The sequence below is a fragment of the Barrientosiimonas humi genome, assembly GCF_006716095.1.
GTDB lineage: Bacteria > Actinomycetota > Actinomycetes > Actinomycetales > Dermatophilaceae > Barrientosiimonas > Barrientosiimonas humi.
The window spans coordinates 576,133-594,117 of sequence record NZ_VFOK01000001.1 but is presented as its reverse complement, the minus strand read 5'-3'; the positions used below and the strand labels follow the sequence as shown (position 1 = coordinate 594,117).

The window sequence follows — 17,985 nt, the reverse complement described above, 5'->3', positions numbered from 1 at the left end:
GGCTCCTCTACACGTGGGTCGGGGCTGGCATGCCCGCGAGGCGGAGTGCGGACGCCAGCACGATACGGGCCCGCTCGTGATCCTCCGGCAGCAGACCAGCTCGTGGTACGGCCGGGGCCGCCAGCACCACCGCCGCCACCGCCTCGACCGCGGTCGCGAGGATGCGGGTGCGGCCGGTGCGCGCGGTCGCGCCCCAGGCGCTGTCCGCCCGGTCCAGCGGGCGCTCGAGGCCCACGACCTGGACCCCCGTCACCAGCCGGGCGTGCGCCAGCACCACCGCGAACGCCGGGTTGCGCAGGGTCTGCGTCGGCAGGTCGCGCCACGCGACGTCGAGCTGCCGCCCGTCGGAGGAGCGCAGCAGCACCCACCGCGCCGTCGGCTCCCCCGCCCGGCCCACCAGCCCGCCGTACGTCGTCGGCCGGCTGTCGCGGGTCAGCCACAGCTCGCGCTCGGCCGGCACCGCGAGCCGCGCCTCGACCGCCCGGCGCAGGTCCTCGGCCGGTTGCGGGTCGTGAACCTCGTTGCGCATCAGGCGACCTCGGCGGGCACGAACCCCTCCGGCGCGCCCGGGGTCTCGGTGGTCATGGCCTCATCGTGCCGGACGCCGTCGGGCGCGACCGGCCGGTTCGGAGCACCGTCCGCGCGCTGTTAGAGTTTCTCCTCGCGCCCCCTTAGCTCAGGGGATAGAGCACCGCCCTCCGGAGGCGGGTGCGCAGGTTCGAATCCTGCAGGGGGCACCGACGTCGACCGGACGACACCATCACGAATGCGCGCGAGGCGGACAGGCATCCCTGTCCGCCTCACTCATGTCTGGTCGTCAGACCCGTTCGCGCAACCACGCGATGTCTGCGCCCTGCCCCTCGGCCCCGCCCGGCGTCTCGCACACCACCGGCGCGTCGGCGGCGCGCACCACCTCGGCCAGCTCCTCGCCGTCGATCTCGCCCGACCCGAAGTTGGCGTGCCGGTCGGCGCCGGAGTCGAACGCGTCGCGCGAGTCGTTGGCGTGCACCAGGTCGATGCGACCGGTGATCCCGCGGATCTTCTCCACCACGCTCGCGAGCTCAATGCCCCCGGCGTGCGCGTGGCAGGTGTCGAGGCAGAAGCCGACCGTGTCGCCGCCCTCGGCCTCGCCGATCGCGTCCCACAGCCGGGCGATCGCCTCGAGGCGCCGGGCCATCGCGTTGTCGCCGCCGGCGGTGTTCTCGATGAGCAGCGGCACCGGCATGTCGAGACCGTCGATGCACTTGCGCCAGTTGTCGAAGCCCTTGGCGGAGTCCTCGTCGACGCCGATGTGACCGCCGTGCACGATCACGCCCTTGGCCCCCACCTCGGCCGCGGCGGTCAGGTGCTGCTGCAGCAGCTTGCGCCCGGGGATACGGATCCGGTTGTTGAAGGAGGCGACGTTGATCGGGTAGGGCGCGTGGACGTACAGGTCGATGCCGGCGTCGGCGACCGCCGACCGCAGCGCCTGCGCGCCACCCTCGAAGCGCACGACCGGGCCCTTGTAGCTCTGCGGGTCGCCCAGGAAGATCTGCACGAGCGACGCGCCGCGCGCGACCGCCTCGGCGACGGGGTCTTCCTGCTCGACGTGCGCACCGATGGAGAGGGCCATGCCTCCACCGTAGGCCTCGGCCCGGCGGCCGGGCTCAGCGTCCCCGGGCCGCGCGCACCAGCCCGCCGCCGACGATCAGCCGCTGGATCTCGCTGGTGCCCTCGTAGAGGCGCAGCAGACGCACGTCGCGATAGATGCGCTCCACCGGCACGCCGCGCATGTAGCCGGTGCCGCCGTGCACCTGCACCGCCAGGTCGGCCACCCGCCCGGCCATCTCGGTGCAGAACAGCTTGGCCGCCGACGGCGCGACCCGGCGGTCCTCCTCGCTGACCCACAGCCGAGCCGCCTCGCGCACCAGCGCGCGCCCGGCCAGCACGTCGGTCTGCATGTCGGCGAGCATCGCCTGCACCAGCTGGAACTCACCGATCGGCGTGCCGCCCTGGGTGGTGGTCGCCGCCCAGGCCACCGACTCGTCGAGCGCCCGCTGGGCCTGTCCGACCGCGACGGCGGCGATGTGCACCCGGCCGCGCGCCAGGCTGGTCATGGCCGCGCGGTAGCCCACGTCCTCGGCGCCGCCGACGAGCGCGGCCGGCGGCAGGCGTACGTCGGTGAGACTGACGTCGGACGTCCAGGCCCCCGCCTGGCCCATCTTCGCGTCCTTCGGGCCGATCTCGACCCCGTCGGCGTCGGCCGGCACGAGGAAGACCGCGATGCCCGGACGGCCCGGCTCGGCGGGCGCCGTGCGCGCGAACACCACGAACAGGTCGGCCGACGGGGCGTTGGTGATGAACCGCTTGCTGCCGCTGATCACCCAGTCGTCGCCGTCGCGAATCGCCTTGGTGCGCAAGCCTGCCGGGTTGGATCCCGCCCCCGGCTCGGTCAGCGCGAACGACGCGACCACCTCGCCCGACGCCAGCCGCGAGAGCCACTGCTCGCGCTGCTCGTCGGTGCCGTAGCCCACCAGCACCTGCCCCGCGATGCCGTTGTTGGTGCCGAACAGCGAGCGCACCGCGAGGCTGGTGTAGCCGAGCTCCTCGGCCAGGCGTACGTCCTGGGCCAGGTCGAGCCCGAGCCCACCGAACTCCTGGGGCAGGGCGAAGCCGAACAGCCCCAGCTCGGCGACCTCGGCGCGCAGGTCGGCGGGGATCGCGTCGGCGTCGGCGATCTCCTGCTCGCGCGGCACGACGCGCTCGCGCACGAACGTGCGCACCGCCGCGAGGATCTCCTCGAAGTCAGCCTCGTCCACCACTGCCGTCTCGCCCATGCCGCCGATCATGCCGTCCGTGCGTGCCACGATGGCGGACATGACCTCACTCGAACGGCCCCAGGCACCCAACCCCTACGACCTGCTCCCCGCGGTCCCGTCGTTCACCGTGACCAGCGACGACGTCACCGAGGGTCAGCCGCTCGCCGACGAGCAGTCCGCCGAGGGCGGCAGCGTCTCGCCCCAGCTGTCCTGGTCGGGCGCGCCCGAGGGCACGCAAAGCTTCGTCGTCACCTGCTTCGACCCCGACGCGCCGACCCCCTCGGGCTTCTGGCACTGGATGGTCGTCGATCTCCCGGCCGACACGACCTCCCTCCCCCGCGACGCCGGCAAGCCCGGGTCGACGCTGCCCGGCGAGGCGTTCATGCTGCGCAACGACGGCGGCGAGCACGGGTTCATGGGCGCCGCCCCGCCCGAGGGCGACGTGCCGCACCGCTACTTCTTCGTGGTGCACGCGGTCACCGAGCCCCAGCTCGGCATCGACGAGGACACCTCCGGCGCCGTGATGTCGTTCAACCTGGCGTTCAAGACCGCCGGCCGCGCGATCCTCATGGGCACCTACCAGGCCTGAACCGCCCGCCGAGGCAGCTCCCCTGCCCTGCGTCGTCGACGGCCGGGGTCAGGGGCGCTGGGTGGTGTCGGCGACCTCGCCGACCAGCTCCTCCAGCACGTCCTCGAGGAACACCACACCGGTCACCTGGCCCTGCTCGTCGACCACCCGCGCCAGGTGGGAGCCGAGGCGCTGCATGGTCAGCAGCGCGTCCTCGACCTCGTCCTCGGGCCGGACGGTCGCGAGCGGGCGGATGCGCTTGGGCGGCACCGGCTCGTCGTAGAGCTCGTCGGTGGCGTACAGCACGTCCTTGAGGTGCAGATATCCCGCCACCTCGCCGTGCCGGTCGGTCACCGGGAAGCGGGAGAAGCCCCGCTTGGCCACCAGGTGCTCCAGGTCGGCGGGGGTCGAGCCGACGGCCAGCGTGACCACGTCGCCGATCGGCACCGCGACGTCGGCCGCGACCCGGTCGCTGAACTCAAGAGCGCCGAGCATCCGCTCCTGCGCCCCCGGGTCGATCAGCCCCTCGCGGTGGCTCTCCTGCATGATCATGTGCACCTCCTCGGCCGAGAAGGTCGAGGCCACCTCGCTCTGCGGCTCCACGCCGAACCGCCGCACCAGCCACTTCGCGATCGTCTCGAGCAGCCGGATCAGCGGGTGCAGCGCCTTGGTGATCCACAGCAGCGGCGGCGCCAGCAGCAGGGCCGACCGCTCCGGCCCCGCGATCGCCAGGTTCTTGGGGATCATCTCGCCGACGACCACGTGCAGGTAGACGACGATCAGCAGCGCGATCACGAGCGCGGCGACCTTGATCACCGGCTCGGGCACCCCGGAGGCCTCCATCGGCCCGGCGATGAGGTGTTCGAGAGCCGACTCGGCGACCGCGCCCAGCAGCACCGAGCAGACCGTGATGCCGAGCTGCGCGCAGGCGAGCAGCGAGGCGAGGTTCTCCAGCGCCTCGAGCACCAGCTTGGCGCGCCGACTCCCTTGTGCCGCAAGGGGTTCCATCTGCGAGCGCCGGGCGGCCATGACCGCGAACTCGGCACCCACGAAGAAGGCGTTGCCCAGCAGCAGGACCAACGAGAACCACAGGGCCATCAGACGCTCGCCTCGCCCTCGAGCCGGTCGGGGACGAGCGGCCACAGCCGTACGCGATCGACCCGGCGGCCGTCCATCGACACCACGCGCAGTCGCCAGCGCCCGATCGTCACCTCGTCACCGACCTGCGGGACGCGCCCGACCTGGGCCATGACGAAACCGCCGAGCGTCTCGTAGGTGGCGCCGTCGGGGATGTCGGCGCCGATGCGGTCGCGCACCTCGTCGGGACGCCAGAGCCCGGACAGCGTCCACGACCCGTCGGGCAGCATCCGGCTGGTGTCGCGGACGCGGTCGTGCTCGTCGCTGACCTCTCCGACGATCTCCTCGATGACGTCCTCGAGGGTGACCACGCCGCTGGTCCCGGAGTACTCGTCGATGACGACGGCCAGCTGGAAACCGCCCTTGCGCAGCAGCAGGAGCAGCGGGTCGAGCCGGATCGTCTCGGGCACGACCACCGGCGGGATCATCAGGGCGGTGACGGGGACGTCCGGGCGCCGCTCGGGCGGGACCGCGATCGCCTTCTTCACGTGGACGACACCGCTCACGTCGTCCCAGCCGTCGCCGATCACGGGGAAGCGGCTGTGGCCGGAGCTGCGCGCGAGAGCGACGACGTCGGCGGCGCTGGCGGTGCGCTCGATCGCGACGCAGCGCACCCGCGGGCTCATCACGTCGGCGGCGGTGCGCTCGCCGAAGTTCAGCGAGCGGGTCAGGAGCCGGGCGGTGCCGGCCTCGATCGTGCCCGCCTCGGCCGAGCGCCGCACGAGCGACGCCAGCTCCTGCGGCGTGCGGGCCGCCGACAGCTCCTCCTGCGGCTCGACGCCCATCGCCCGCAGCGCGCGGTTGGCGGAGCCGTTGAGCACGACGATGAACGGCCGCATGATCACGCTGAAGACGCGCACCGGGCCGGCGACCAGCTTGGCGACCGGCAGTGGCGCGGAGATGCCGAGGAACTGCGGCAGCAGCTCGCCGAAGATCATCGAGAAGATCGTCGCGATGACCAGGGCGAGGGTCGTGGAGGCGGCGACCGCGGCCGTACCACCGACCCCGATCGCCTCGAGCGGACTCTCCAGCAACCGACCCAGCGAGGGTTCGACGAGATAGCCCAGCACCAGGGTCGTGAGGGTGATGCCGACCTGGCTCGCGGACAGCTGGGTCGACAGCTGGCGCAGCGAGGTGAGCACCGACCCGGCGGCGTAGTCGCCGGACTCCACGGCCCGCTGCACCGACGGGCGGTCCAGCGCGACGAGGGAGAACTCGGCGGCCACGAAGACGGCGGTGCCGACGGTCAGCAGCACACCGCCGAGCACCAACAGCCACTCGGTCATGAATGAACATCCTAGGAGCGCCGGGCACGTCGGTTGTCCCTCACCCGCGTGGGGGTGATTGGGTGTTGGCATGTCAACGAATCGGGGAATCGCATGACCAGCACCGCGTCACCACCGCGCCAGGGGGCGCGCATCGAGATCGACTCGCTGTCGAAGTCGTTCGGCAGCTTCCGGGCGGTCGACAACCTGTCCTTCACCGTCGAGCCGGGCGTGGTCACGGGCTTCCTGGGCCCCAACGGCGCCGGCAAGACCACCACGCTGCGCATGCTGCTCGGCCTGGTCCGGCCGACCGGCGGCACCGCCACGATCGACGGGCAGACCTATCAGCACCTCGACAACCCTGGCCAGGTGGTCGGGTCCGCGCTCGAGGCAACCAACTTCCACCCCGGGCGCTCCGGCCGCGACCACCTGCGGGTGATCGCTGCTGCGATCAAGGTGCCCGACTCCCGGGTCGACGAGCTGCTCGACCTGGTCGGCATCTCGGCTGCGGCCAAGAAGCGAGCCGGGGCCTACAGCATGGGCATGCGGCAGCGTCTCGGTCTCGCGGCCGCGCTGCTCGGCGACCCGCGCGTGCTGATCCTCGACGAGCCGGCGAACGGTCTCGACCCCGAGGGCATCCGGTGGCTGCGCGGCTTCCTGCGCCACCTCGCCAGCGAGGGCAAGACGATCCTGGTCTCCAGCCACATGCTCAGCGAGGTCGAGCAGACCGTCGATGACGTGGTGATCATCGCCAACGGCCGCATGGTCAAGCAGGGCTCGATCGCCGAGCTCCACGGCCCCCGACGCTCGCTCGTGCGCACCTCCGACGCCGAGCAGCTGGTCCGCCAGCTCGCCCAGGCCGGGTTGCACGCCCAGCGCACGGGTGACGACACGCTCGAGGTCAGTGGCGACGACCCGCGCAAGATCGGCGACCTCGCCCTGGCGGCACGGCTCCCGATCTACGAGCTTCGCGACTCCAAGTCGGACCTGGAGGACCTGTTCTTCCAGCTCACCTCCCAGCCGGAGAACCGCAACCGCAACCTGGGTGACGACGACCAGCCTGGGCAGCACGAGGGAGGGATGCAGTGATGGGGGCCGCTATCAAGTCCGAGATCCGCAAGGTCTTCACGACCCGGATGTGGTGGGCGATGGCCATCGGCATGGGGCTCATGGCCGGGCTGCTCTCCCTGATGTTCGCCTCGCTGCTCGGCTCGCAGAACGCCACCGACCCCAACGATCCCGGCGCCGGCAACCCGTTCGCCAGGATGACGCCGGGGACGGCGCAGATCATCTACTCCGCCGGCATCCAGTTCAGCCTCACGACGCTGGTCCCGCTCGCGCTGGGCGTCATGCTGATCACCAACGAGTACCGCCACAAGACGATCAGCTCGACCTTCCTCGCCACGCCCAACCGCTGGGTGGTGCTCATCTCGAAGATGATCGCGCTCGTCCCGCTGGGCGTGGTGTTCGGCGTCGTCCACAACGTGGCCAGCGTCGGCCTCGCAAGCCTCGTGATCAAGAGCAAGGGCGAACCGCTGCTGCTGGGCGACCCCGAGGTGCTCAAGACCATGGCGCTGGTCGTGCTGGCCAACACCGTCTGGATGCTGCTCGGCTTCGGGTTCGGGATGCTGGTGCGCAACCAGGTGGCCGCGGTCATGTCCGCGGTCGGTGCGGCGTTCGTGCTGCACATCGCGCTCAACCTGTTCTTCTCGGCGCGCGGCTGGGAGACGGCCGCCAAGTTCCTGCCGGGAAACCTCACCAGCGGCATGCTCGTCACCAGCGACCCGATGGCCGGCCAGCAGACCACCTCGGGTGCTGCGTCGCCCTACTTCAACTGGTGGCAGTCCTCGCTCACGCTGCTCGCGTACGCCGTCGTGCTCGCCGGCATCGGCGCGTTCCTCACGACGCGTCGAGACGTCTCCTGACGCCCACGGGGTGCGGCCCGCCGGCCTCGGCGGGCCGCACCCCGAGCCGTCGGTTCCGGGGCTGTGCCTGCGCAGTAGGCTGGGCCTTGGCACTCGACGACGAGACGTGAAAGAGGCGCATCCAGCGTGTCCCACCAGCCCAGCAGCGGCGACCCCCTGTCAACGTTCGGCCCGAACGAGTGGTTGGTCGATGAGCTGTACGAGCAGTACAAGCAGGACAAGAACTCCGTCGACAAGGCCTGGTGGGAGTTCTTCGAGACCTACGAGCCGGGCTCTGCCAGCGCGCCCACGTCCGGCAGCGCGTCCACGTCCGGCTCGAGCTCGGCCGGCGAGGCCCGCTCGGCCCCGTCCGCCCCGGCAGGCTCCAACGGATCGTCCGGGGCGTCCGGCGGCCGCGTGAAGGCGCCGACCACCGGCCCGGCGAAGGCCCCCGCCCGCGCGCAGCAGACGTCCTCGAGCAACAGCACGAGCCAGGACGACGCCGCGGACACCAGCTCCCGCGACCAGGCGCCTGAGGCCGACGACACCGAGGCCCCGGCGGCCGACGCCTCGGTCGACAACACCGGCTCCGGCGGCTCCGGGCGCCCGGTCCCCAAGGCCGAGTCGCCCGCCGCTCCCCCGGAGGACTCCCCCGAGGCGCCCGCCGCCGACGACGAGACCGGCACCGGCGTGACCCCGGACCTGCCGATGGGCGAGCCCACCAACGAGGAGCGCGAGCGCAACCACACCGCGCCCGGCCAGCCCAAGCCGTCCGAGGCCGAGGGCAGCGCGAGCGCTCTCACCCCGCGCGACGAGTTCAGCACCACGCTGGAGCCGGTGGAGGAGAAGGAGACCGACACCGTCCCGCTGCGCGGCGTGGCCGCCCGCATCGTCACCAACATGGAGGACAGCCTCAGCGTCCCCACCGCCACCAGCGTGCGGGCGATCCCGGCGAAGCTGCTGATCGACAACCGCATCGTCATCAACAACCACCTCGCCCGCAGCCGCGGCGGCAAGGTGAGCTTCACCCACCTCATCGGCTATGCCATCGTCAAGGCCCTCAAGACGATGCCGGAGATGAACTACGCCCTCACCGAGGACGACAAGGGCAAGCCGTCGCTGGTCAAGCCCGGCCACGTCAACTTCGGCCTGGCCATCGACCTGCAGAAGGACGACGGCACCCGCACCCTCGTCGTGCCCAACATCAAGGGCGCCGAGACGATGTCGTTCGCCCAGTTCTGGACGGCGTACGAGGACATGGTCCGCAAGGCCCGGGGCAACAAGCTGGAGCTGTCCGACTACCAGGGCACCACCATCTCGCTGACCAACCCCGGCGGCATCGGCACCAACCACTCCGTCCCGCGCCTGATGCGCGGCGCCGGCGCGATCATCGGCGTCGGCTCGCTCGACTACCCCGCCGAGTGGCAGGGCGCGAGCAACGAGCAGCTGGTCCGCAACGCCGTCAGCAAGATCCTCACGCTGACCTCGACGTACGACCACCGCGTGATCCAGGGCGCGGTGTCCGGCGAGTTCCTGCGCCGGGTGCACCAGCTGCTGCTCGGCGAGGGCGAGTTCTACGACGAGATCTTCGCCGCGCTGCGCATCCCGTACGAGCCGATCCGCTGGGTGCAGGACATCGCCGTCACCCACGACGACGACATCAACAAGGTCGCGCGGGTGCAGGAGCTGATCCACGCCTACCGGGTGCGCGGTCACCTGATGGCCGACACCGACCCGCTGGAGTACCGCCAGCGCAAGCACCCCGACCTCGACATCACCCGGCACGGCCTCACCCTGTGGGACCTCGACCGGACCTTCCCCACCGGCGGGTTCGGCGGGCAGCCGTTCCTGAAGCTGCGCAAGATCCTCGGCATCCTGCGCGACTCCTACTGCCGCACCATCGGCATCGAGTACATGCACATCCAGGACCCCGAGGAGCGCGAGTGGGTCCAGGAGAAGGTCGAGGTGCCGTTCGCCAAGCCGACCTCCGACGAGCAGCTGCGCATCCTGCGCCGGCTCAACGCGGCCGAGGCGTTCGAGACCTTCCTGCAGACCAAGTACGTCGGTCAGAAGCGGTTCAGCCTCGAGGGCGGCGAGTCCGTCATCGCGCTGCTCGACAAGATCATGTACGAGGCCGCCGACGACGGCATGGACGAGGTCTGCATCGGCATGCCGCACCGCGGCCGGCTGAACGTGCTGGCCAACATCGCCGGCAAGTCCTACGGCCAGATCTTCCGCGAGTTCGAGGGCACCCAGGACCCCAAGTCGGTCCAGGGCTCGGGCGACGTGAAGTACCACCTGGGCACCGAGGGCGAGTTCGTCTCCGACGACGGCAAGAAGACCAAGGTCTACCTCGCCGCGAACCCCTCGCACCTGGAGGCGGTCAACCCGGTGCTCGAGGGCATCGCGCGCGCCAAGCAGGACCGCATCAACCTGGCCGGCACCGCCTTCACCGTGCTGCCGGTGCTGATGCACGGCGACGCCGCGTTCGCCGGCCAGGGCGTCGTGGCCGAGACGCTGAACCTCAGCCAGCTGCGCGGTTACCGCACCGGCGGCACGATCCACATCGTCGTCAACAACCAGGTCGGCTTCACCACCGCGCCGAGCAGCTCGCGCAGCTCGACCTACTCCACCGACGTGGCCCGCATGGTGCAGGCACCGATCTTCCACGTCAACGGCGACGACCCCGAGGCCTGCGTGCGGGTGGCCGAGCTGGCGTACGAGTTCCGCCAGAAGTTCCACAAGGACGTCGTCATCGATCTCATCTGCTACCGGCGGCGCGGGCACAACGAGGGCGACGACCCCTCGATGACCCAGCCGCTGATGTACGAGCTGATCGAGGCCAAGCGCAGCGTCCGCAAGCTCTACACCGAGGCGCTCATCGGCCGTGGCGACATCACCGTCGAGGACGCCGAGGCCGCGCTGAAGGACTACCAGAAGCAGCTGGAGCAGGTGTTCGTCGAGACCAAGGAGGCCCGCAAGGCCGCCGCGGCCTCGAGCTCCGACGCCGCCCAGAACGTCGAGTCGGAGGCCCGGCAGGGCACCGACGCCGAGGGCGAGACCGGTCTGGAGCGTCCGTCGGCCCAGCGCGACGACGACGAGGCCGGCGCGCTCAGCATCGACCGGCCGACCGCGATCGACGACCGCGACCTGAAGCTCATCGGCGACACGTGGGTCAACCCGCCGGAGGGCTTCACGCTGCACCCCAAGCTGAAGCAGCTCATGGAGAAGCGCACCGCGATGGTCTCCAGCGGCGGCATCGACTGGGCGATGGGCGAGCTCATCGCGTTCGGCTCGCTGATGCTCGACGGCACCCCGGTCCGCCTCGCCGGCCAGGACTCCCGCCGCGGCACCTTCGTGCAGCGGCACGCGGTGCTCATCGACAAGGTCACCGGCAAGGAGTGGACGCCGCTGCGCTACCTGTCCGACGGGCAGGCGTGGCTGTGGATCTACGACTCGCTGCTGTCGGAGTACGCCGCGATGGGCTTCGAGTACGGCTACTCCGTCGAGCGGCCCGACGCGCTGGTGCTGTGGGAGGCCCAGTTCGGCGACTTCGTCAACGGCGCCCAGATGATCGTCGACGAGTTCATCTCCTCCTCCGAGCAGAAGTGGGCGCAGCGCTCGTCGGTCGTGCTGCTGCTGCCGCACGGCTACGAGGGGCAGGGGCCCGACCACTCCTCGGCACGCATCGAGCGCTTCCTGCAGATGTTCGCCGAGGACAACATGACGATCGCCTACCCCAGCACCCCGGCGAACTACTTCCACCTGCTGCGCCGCCAGGCGTACGCCCGGCCCCGCCGCCCGCTGATCGTCTTCACGCCGAAGCAGCTGCTGCGGCTGAAGGCGGCGACCTCGAGCCCGCACGAGTTCACCAGCGGCACGTTCCAGCCGGTGATCGCCGACGCCGCCCAGCTGAGCGGCGACCAGGTCACCCGCGTGCTGCTGGCCTCGAGCCGGGTCGTGTACGACCTCGAGGCCGAGCGCACCAAGCGCGGCGACGAGGCGACGGCGATCGTGCGCGTCGAGCAGCTCGCCCCGCTGCCGGGCGCCGAGATCGCCGAGGTCGTGAAGACCTACCCCAACGCCGAACTGGTGTGGGTCCAGGACGAGCCGGAGAACCAGGGCGCGTGGCCGTTCATGGCGCTCAACCTGCCGGGTCAGCTCGCGCAGCACGGTGAGAACCGGCCGCTGCGCGTGGTGAGCCGTCCGGCCTCCGCCTCCCCGGCGACCGGCAGCAGCAAGAAGCACCAGGCGCAGCAGGCCGAGCTCGTCGCCAAGGCGTTCGACCGCTGAGCCGGATGGCCCCGCCGCCCAAGCCCGACGTGCCCACGCTCGACCTCCGGTCGGGCTGGGCCGTCCGGGTGCCGGTGGCGGGCGACGTCGAACCGCTCGTACGCCTGGTGCAGCGCCGGCGCGAACGCGTGCGCGGCAAGGCCTCGCCGGTCGACCTCGACACCGTCGCGTCCGAGGTCACCGGCACCGGCTCGTGGACGCGCGACCAGGTCGTCGTCGTCGACGAGTCGGGCACCGTCCGAGCGTGGGCGTCGGTGCACGACCGCGCCGCCGGCCGCACCAACATCGACCTGACCGTGTGCCCGGATCTGCCTGCGGCACAACAGGACTCGCTGGCGGCAGGGCTGCTGGAGTGGATCGTCGCGACTGCTCGTTACGTCGGCGCCCAGCGCTTCGTCGAGCACACCCAGCTCGACGCCACGGTCTACGAGGGCGACGCGCAGCTGGCGGAGTGGTACGCCTCGGTCGGGCTGCGGCACACCCGCACCTGGCTGCAGATGACGCGGCCCACCGCCCCCGGTGACGCCGACCTGCCGCAGCCGCGCGAGGGCGTGCACGTCCGGCGGGTCGCCACGCACGAGACCGGGATGCCGGTGGCCGAGGACCTGCGGGCCGTGCACCAGGTGCTCGAGGAGTCCTTCGAGGACCACTTCAACTCCTACCGCGAGAGCTTCGCCGAGTTCGCGCAGCGGCTGCGCGAGGACCCCGGCCACCGGTGGGACCACTGGTGGCTCGCGACGGTCGACACCGACGAGGGGCCCGTGCTCGGCGGCGGTGTGGTCAGCTCCGTGCTGCCCCCGGACGCCTCCGGCCGGCCGGGCAGCTACATCGACTACATCGGGGTGCACCGCCGGGCGCGCGGGCGCGGCGTCGCCAAGGCGCTGCTGTTCACCGTGCTGCGCGACGCCGCTGAGCGGGGTCGCGGCCGCGTGGGCCTCGAGGTGGACGCCGACTCCCCCACCGGCGCCGACGGGCTCTACACCTCGCTCGGCTGGGTCACCGACTACCGCACCCAGTCGTGGCAGCGGGACATCGACGTCACCTGAGCGACCTCGCGCGCGGGCGGTGCGCCGCGCGGATCCCGGGCACCCGTCGCGATAATCTCGGCGCGTGTATTTCACCGACCGCGGCATCGAGGAGCTGGCGCAGCGGCGCGGCGACGACGAGGTGACGCTGGCCTGGCTCGCCGACCAGCTGCGCACGTTCGTCGACCTCAACCCCGAGTTCGAGGTGCCGGTCGAGCGGCTGGCCACCTGGCTGGCGCGGTTGGACGACGAGGACGAATGACGAGAGCGACGGTATGACCTACCCGCACCAGGGCAGCGAGCCCGACTTCACCCCCAGCGCCGAGTTCCACGTGACCGACGGTCCGCGCGACATCGGGCTGTGCTTCGTCGGCGACTCCTACGTCGCCGGGGTCGGCGACCCCAAGGCTCTCGGCTGGGTGTCCCGGGTGGTCGCGCGCACCCCGCACACGGACGTACGCCTGCGCTCCTACAACCTCGGCGTCGCCGGTGAGTCCTCGACCGACGTGCTCGCCCGCTGGCGCCAGGAGACCGCGCCCCGCTGGGCTCCCCCGGTCAACGAGAAGCGCCTGGTCGTCGGCTTCGGCACCAACGACGTCGAGGCCGGCATGACCACCGCCCGCTCTCGGCTCAACCTCGCCAACATCCTCGACGACGCGTCGACGACCGGCATCGCGGCGTTCGTCGTCGGGCCGCCCCCGACCGCCGACCCCGACCTCAACCAGCGCCTCGAGGTGCTGGTCGACGCCCAGGCCGACGTGTGCGCCCGCCGCCGCATCACCTATGTCGACTGCTTCCGCCCGCTGCTCGGTCACGACCAGTGGCAGAGCGACCTCGCGGCCGGTGACGGCTTCCACCCGGGCCAGGCCGGCTACGGGCTCATCGCCTGGCTGGTGCTGCACGCCGGCTGGCAGGAGTGGTTGCAGCTCTGAGACGACGGGGCCTCAGCCCGCCAGCTGCTCGTCCACCCACGCGCGCAGCCGCCGCCGGAAGACCGGCTCGTCGAAGTCCATCGCCCGGTCGCGGCAGTCCTGCGCGGACGCGGCGAGCGCCTGCTCGACCGCGGCGCGCACCGGCTCGCGGCGCCACTCGGCCACGTGGGCGCCGGTGACGCCGTCGAGCACCGACTCGGTGACGCCGCCCCGCGCGCTGCTCAGCACGGGGGTGCCGGCGGCCATCGCCTCGACCGGCAGGATGCCGAAGTCCTCCACCGCCGGGAAGACGAACACCGACGCCCGCCGCAGCAGCGCGTGCAGCAGGGCGCTGCTCGGCCGGCTGACGAACGTCACGGGCACACCCGCGGCCGCGCCCTGCTCGCGCAGCGGCTGCTCCAGCGGCCCGCCGCCGGCGATCACGACCGGCAGGTCGGCGTGCTCCCCTGCCTCGATCACGAGGTCGAGCCGCTTGTAGCCCACGAACCGCGAGGCCCCGAGCACGAAGACCTCGGGCAGCGCGTCGAGCACCCGCCGCTCGGCGTCGGTCAGGTCGTGGTCGTCTCCGGCCGCGATCGCCCCCGCTGCCACCGGGGGCGGGATGACCACGCTGTCCCTGCCCCACGTGCGCGCCACCCGGTCGCGCACGAACGCGCTGTTGGTCGCGAACGCGTGCGCACCCGAGACCAGCCGGCGGTCCAGGTGACGCAGCGGCGGGGCCACCGCGCGCACGAACCGCGACGACCCCCGCCCGTCCAGCTCCGGCTCCCAGACATAGCGGGCGGGGCTGTGCACGTAGACCAGCTTGCGCAGGTCGGGCGAGGCCGGGAAGCGCGCCTGAGCGGCGAAGGCGTACGACCCGATCAGGGCCCAGTCGTATCGCCCCGGGCGACGCCACCACGTGGGCAGCATCAGCGGCAGCGCCGCGGCCTTGTGCCGCCGCAGGGGCGTGCGCGCCAGCCAGCTGTCGACCACGCGCCGACCGGGGTAGCGCTGCGGCGCGTCGTCCCACAGGCACGCGATGTCGGCGTCGGGGAACTCCGCGGCCATGGCGTCGAGCACCTGCTCCGCGCCGCCGTGGGCCTCGATCCACTCGTGCACCAGCACGCCGGTCATCGCAGCGGATCTCCTTGATCGACAGGGGTTCTCGGGCGCAAGCAGGTCAGGACGAGACGTGCTTCGGTCGCCGACGGTAGGCCGACCGCTCCCCCTCGCCCGGGGCGGTCCGCCGCTCGATCTCGGCACCCGACTGATCCGGTATGTCGGTGGCGGCCTCGTCGAAGATCGCACCGCGGGCGTGCCGCGGCGGCTCGTCGCTCTCGTCCGGCTCGCGCCGGGACAGGTCGGTGCCGTAGCCGAACCGGGTGTCGGCGGCCACGATGCGCTTGAACTGCTTGCCGCTGACCTGGGTCAGCACGGCGCCCAGCAGCTGCCCGCCGACCCGGTTGATCGCGGCGACCGCGCGCGACAGCGTGGGCTCGCGGGCGCCCGCCGCCGAGATGACCAGCAGCGCGCCGTCCGCGCTCGCGCTCAGCAGCGCCGCGTCACGGTGCTCCAGCAGCGGCGGCGAGTCGAGCACGACCATCGCGTCGCGCCCGAGGGTGAGCAGCAGGTGGTGCATGCGGGCCGAGCTGAGCAGTCCGCTCGGGTTGGGCGGCAGGTGGCCGGCGGTGAGCACCCGCAGGTTGGCCCGGTCGCCCTCCTGCACGGCGTCGGTGAGCGCGACGCTGCCGGCGAGCACCTGGGTGAGCCCCACGCGCGCGTCGAGCTGGAAGATGTCGGCCACGGCCGGCTCGCGCAGGTCGGCGTCGATGAGCACCACCCGCTGGCCGGCGTCGGCCATCGTGCGGGCGAGGTTGGCGGCCACCGTCGAGGACCCCTCGCCGGCCCGCGCCGCGGTGACCACCACGGTGCGCGGCGCGTGGTCGACGTTGACGAACGTCAGGTTGGTGCGCAGCTGCTGCAGGGCGTCGCGGGTGGTGTGGCTGCCCGCGCCGCGCGGCACCCGGTCGCGCGCCTCGAGGTCCTTCGACGCCGGCAGCACGCTCAGCACGCTGGTGCCGATGTGCCGCTCGACGTCGGACTGGTCACGCACGCGCCCGGCCCGGCGACGGCGCGCGAGCGCGACGAGCAGTCCGAGCAGCAGCCCCAGCAGGGCGCCGATCGGCAGGATCCACTCCGGGTGCGGCTCGGTGGGATGGGTGGGCAGGTGGGCGTTCTGGATCGGCTCGATATCGACCCCGGACGAGGCCCCGTCGAGGCGTCTCGCCTGGCCGCGCATCGCCTGCACGACCCCGTCGGCGAGCCGCTGGGCCTCCCGCGGCGTCGAGCCGGTCACGCTGACCGAGATGGTCGGGGTGTCGCGCACGTGCTCGGCGCTCACCCGGGCCGCCAGCTGGTCGGGCTCGAGGTCGAGCCCCAGCGCCCGCACGGTCTCCCGTGCGGTGTCGACGCTCGTCGCCAGCGGCACCCAGGAGCGCGCCTTGGCCATGGCGACCGCCGACGGCGGCCCCTCCGACGAGCGCCCACCGCCGGCCGAGCCGTCCTGCGGCACGACGTACGCGACCGCGGTCGCGGTGTAGACCGGCTCGCGCCAGCGCCAGTATCCGGCGGCTGCCGCCGTCCCCACCAGCGTGAACGCGACGAGCAGCACCCAGTGGGTGCGGATCGTCCTCCACACGTCCTCGAGCGTCACGGCTGCTCCCAGTGCTCCTCTCGGCCGAACCACCCGTCCACGACGGTGCTCGTCGGCCTAACCCCCGAGCGTCAGGTTCAGTCGCGGCCGAAAAGGTCTCGGGTGTAGACCTTGTCCTCGACCGAGGCCAGGGCCGGCGAACGGCGGTTGGTCAGGATGACGTCCGACCGGCTGATGAACTCCTCGACGTCGGGCACCACCTCGGAGTGGAAGAACTCCTTGTCGGTCAGCGTCGGCTCGTGCACCAGCACCTCGACGCCCTTGGCCTTGAGCCGCTTCATCACGCCCTGGATGGAGGACATCCGGAAGTTGTCCGAGCCCTCCTTCATGACCAGGCGGTAGAGGCCGACGACCTTGGGGCGGCGGCGCAGGATGTCTTCGGCGATGAAGTCCTTGCGCGTGGTGTTGGAGTCGACGATCGCGCGGATGAGGTTCTGCGGGACGTCCTGGTAGTTGGCCAGCAGCTGCCGCGTGTCCTTCGGCAGGCAGTAGCCGCCGTAGCCGAACGAGGGGTTGTTGTAGTGCAGGCCGATGCGCGGGTCGAGCCCGACGCCCTCGATCACCGCGCGCGGGTCGATGCCGCGGGAGAGGGCGTAGGTGTCGAGCTCGTTGAAGAACGCGACGCGCATCGCCAGGAAGGTGTTGGCGAACAGCTTGATCGCCTCGGCCTCGGCCGCGCCCGTGAGCAGCACCGGCACGTCGTCGTCGAGCGAACCCTCGCTCAGCAGGTCGGCGAAGACCTTGGCCTCGGGGCTGTCGCCGCCGACGATGATCCGGCTCGGGTGCAGGTTGTCGTAGAGCGCGCGGCCCTCGCGCAGGAACTCCGGGGAGAACAGGATGGTCAGGCCCGGGTGCTTGGCACGCATCCGGTCGGTGAACCCGACGGGGATGGTCGACTTGATGACCGCGCTCGCCTGCGGGGCCACGCTCTCGACCTGGGCCAGCACGGCCTCGACGGTGGAGGTGTCGAAGAAGTCCTTCTCCGGGTCGTAGTTGGTCGGGGTGGAGATGATGACCAGCTCGGCGCCCGACAGCGCGTCCTCGGCGTCGAGGGTCGCGCGCAGGTCGAGCTCGCGGTTGGCGAGGTAGTCCTCCAGGTCGGGATCGACGATCGGCGAGCGCCGCTCGTTGACGGCCTCGACCCGGCCGGCATCGACGTCGAGCGCGACCACGGGGTGGCGCTGCGCGAGGATGACGGCGTTGGCGAGGCCCACGTAACCCAGACCGACCACGGCAATCTTCATGACGCCAGCGTAACCGCGTCGGGCCACCCTTGCGGACGGCCGCACCCGGGTCACGGTGCGGAGAACCTTTCCGGGTGCTCCGGGCCACCGGGCGGGGTTGCTGGCACACTCTGCACGTCCGGCA

15 protein-coding genes and 1 tRNA gene are annotated in these 17,985 nt (G+C 71.9%); 8 read left to right on the top strand and 8 right to left on the bottom strand.

Translation table 11 applies throughout. The annotated features are described in order from the left end of the window. Positions 1–7: 7 nt before the first annotated feature. A complete protein-coding gene (locus tag FB554_RS02870; protein WP_142004548.1) occupies positions 8–529 on the bottom strand; it encodes a hypothetical protein in 522 nt (173 codons plus the stop codon). Positions 530–665: 136 nt separating this feature from the next. On the opposite strand from FB554_RS02870, the gene FB554_RS02865 reads away from it, so the two are divergent. Continuing rightward, positions 666–737 (top strand) — tRNA-Arg (locus tag FB554_RS02865). An 80-nt stretch (positions 738–817) separates the two neighbouring features. On the opposite strand, the gene FB554_RS02860 is transcribed toward FB554_RS02865, so the two are convergent. Further along, a complete protein-coding gene (locus FB554_RS02860; protein ID WP_142004547.1) occupies positions 818–1,612 on the bottom strand; it encodes a deoxyribonuclease IV in 795 nt (264 codons plus the stop codon). Between the two features lie 34 nt (positions 1,613–1,646). Beyond that, positions 1,647–2,858 (bottom strand): acyl-CoA dehydrogenase family protein, encoded by a 1,212-nt coding sequence (locus FB554_RS02855; protein WP_236022238.1) that lies wholly within the window; start codon positions 2,856–2,858, stop codon positions 1,647–1,649. Here FB554_RS02855 and FB554_RS02850 point away from each other — a divergent pair. Continuing rightward, positions 2,857–3,387 carry a YbhB/YbcL family Raf kinase inhibitor-like protein gene (locus FB554_RS02850; RefSeq protein ID WP_142004546.1) on the top strand — a complete coding sequence of 177 codons (531 nt, stop codon included), beginning with the start codon at positions 2,857–2,859 and terminating at the stop codon, positions 3,385–3,387. The genes FB554_RS02855 and FB554_RS02850 overlap by 2 nt on opposite strands. 48 nt (positions 3,388–3,435) lie before the next feature. On the opposite strand, the gene FB554_RS02845 is transcribed toward FB554_RS02850, so the two are convergent. After that, positions 3,436–4,464, bottom strand: a complete 1,029-nt coding sequence (locus FB554_RS02845; protein WP_142004545.1) for a hemolysin family protein — start codon at positions 4,462–4,464, stop codon at positions 3,436–3,438. After that, positions 4,464–5,789, bottom strand: a complete 1,326-nt coding sequence (locus FB554_RS02840; protein WP_142004544.1) for a hemolysin family protein — start codon at positions 5,787–5,789, stop codon at positions 4,464–4,466. The genes FB554_RS02845 and FB554_RS02840 overlap by 1 nt, the downstream gene beginning before the upstream one ends. Before the next feature lie 93 nt (positions 5,790–5,882). Here FB554_RS02840 and FB554_RS02835 point away from each other — a divergent pair, with 93 nt between their 5' ends. The 6 genes from FB554_RS02835 to FB554_RS02815 all read left to right on the top strand — a co-directional run bounded on the left by FB554_RS02835 (position 5,883) and on the right by FB554_RS02815 (position 13,922). Next, on the top strand, positions 5,883–6,857 hold the full coding sequence (locus FB554_RS02835) for an ABC transporter ATP-binding protein (RefSeq protein ID WP_142004543.1): 975 nt from the start codon (positions 5,883–5,885) through the stop codon (positions 6,855–6,857). Further along, positions 6,857–7,693: an ABC transporter permease gene (locus FB554_RS02830; RefSeq protein WP_142004542.1), complete on the top strand. Its 837-nt coding sequence runs from the start codon at positions 6,857–6,859 to the stop codon at positions 7,691–7,693. The genes FB554_RS02835 and FB554_RS02830 overlap by 1 nt, the downstream gene beginning before the upstream one ends. Positions 7,694–7,819: 126 nt before the next feature. Further along, complete coding sequence (locus tag FB554_RS02825; RefSeq protein WP_142004541.1) at positions 7,820–11,965, top strand: multifunctional oxoglutarate decarboxylase/oxoglutarate dehydrogenase thiamine pyrophosphate-binding subunit/dihydrolipoyllysine-residue succinyltransferase subunit; 4,146 nt, start codon at positions 7,820–7,822, stop codon at positions 11,963–11,965. A gap of 5 nt (positions 11,966–11,970) precedes the next feature. Then, complete coding sequence (locus tag FB554_RS02820) at positions 11,971–13,011, top strand: GNAT family N-acetyltransferase (RefSeq protein ID WP_142004540.1); 1,041 nt, start codon at positions 11,971–11,973, stop codon at positions 13,009–13,011. 64 nt (positions 13,012–13,075) lie between these two features. Further along, a complete protein-coding gene (locus tag FB554_RS17025; protein WP_170206762.1) occupies positions 13,076–13,252 on the top strand; it encodes a DUF6104 family protein in 177 nt (58 codons plus the stop codon). A gap of 13 nt (positions 13,253–13,265) precedes the next feature. Next, positions 13,266–13,922, top strand: coding sequence for a GDSL-type esterase/lipase family protein (locus tag FB554_RS02815; RefSeq protein ID WP_142004539.1), 657 nt, complete (start codon positions 13,266–13,268; stop codon positions 13,920–13,922). Positions 13,923–13,934: 12 nt separating this feature from the next. Here FB554_RS02815 and FB554_RS02810 read toward each other — a convergent pair whose 3' ends face one another. From FB554_RS02810 to FB554_RS02800, 3 genes are all read right to left on the bottom strand, one after another. Then, on the bottom strand, positions 13,935–15,038 hold the full coding sequence (locus tag FB554_RS02810) for a glycosyltransferase (protein ID WP_142004538.1): 1,104 nt from the start codon (positions 15,036–15,038) through the stop codon (positions 13,935–13,937). Between the two features lie 46 nt (positions 15,039–15,084). Then, entirely contained in the window at positions 15,085–16,617 is a 1,533-nt protein-coding gene (locus tag FB554_RS02805; protein WP_170206761.1) for a tyrosine-protein kinase domain-containing protein, read from the bottom strand. Positions 16,618–16,694: 77 nt separating this feature from the next. Then, positions 16,695–17,861: a nucleotide sugar dehydrogenase gene (locus tag FB554_RS02800; RefSeq protein ID WP_142004536.1), complete on the bottom strand. Its 1,167-nt coding sequence runs from the start codon at positions 17,859–17,861 to the stop codon at positions 16,695–16,697. Positions 17,862–17,985 lie beyond the last annotated feature (124 nt).

Excerpts from the sequence above, each read along its gene's own strand:
- FB554_RS02820 (WP_142004540.1), top strand. The coding sequence starts at position 11,971 with ATGGCCCCGCCGCCCAAGCCCGACGTGCCCACGCTCGACCTCCGGTCG.
- FB554_RS02830 (WP_142004542.1), top strand. The coding sequence starts at position 6,857 with ATGGGGGCCGCTATCAAGTCCGAGATCCGCAAGGTCTTCACGACCCGG.
- FB554_RS02810 (WP_142004538.1), bottom strand. The coding sequence starts at position 15,038 with ATGACCGGCGTGCTGGTGCACGAGTGGATCGAGGCCCACGGCGGCGCG.
- FB554_RS02840 (WP_142004544.1), bottom strand. The coding sequence starts at position 5,789 with ATGACCGAGTGGCTGTTGGTGCTCGGCGGTGTGCTGCTGACCGTCGGC.
- FB554_RS02855 (WP_236022238.1), bottom strand. The coding sequence starts at position 2,858 with ATGTCCGCCATCGTGGCACGCACGGACGGCATGATCGGCGGCATGGGC.
- FB554_RS02835 (WP_142004543.1), top strand. The coding sequence starts at position 5,883 with ATGACCAGCACCGCGTCACCACCGCGCCAGGGGGCGCGCATCGAGATC.
- FB554_RS02860 (WP_142004547.1), bottom strand. The coding sequence starts at position 1,612 with ATGGCCCTCTCCATCGGTGCGCACGTCGAGCAGGAAGACCCCGTCGCC.
- FB554_RS02850 (WP_142004546.1), top strand. The coding sequence starts at position 2,857 with ATGACCTCACTCGAACGGCCCCAGGCACCCAACCCCTACGACCTGCTC.
- FB554_RS02870 (WP_142004548.1), bottom strand. The coding sequence starts at position 529 with ATGCGCAACGAGGTTCACGACCCGCAACCGGCCGAGGACCTGCGCCGG.
- FB554_RS02800 (WP_142004536.1), bottom strand. The coding sequence starts at position 17,861 with ATGAAGATTGCCGTGGTCGGTCTGGGTTACGTGGGCCTCGCCAACGCC.
- FB554_RS02845 (WP_142004545.1), bottom strand. The coding sequence starts at position 4,464 with ATGGCCCTGTGGTTCTCGTTGGTCCTGCTGCTGGGCAACGCCTTCTTC.
- FB554_RS02815 (WP_142004539.1), top strand. The coding sequence starts at position 13,266 with ATGACCTACCCGCACCAGGGCAGCGAGCCCGACTTCACCCCCAGCGCC.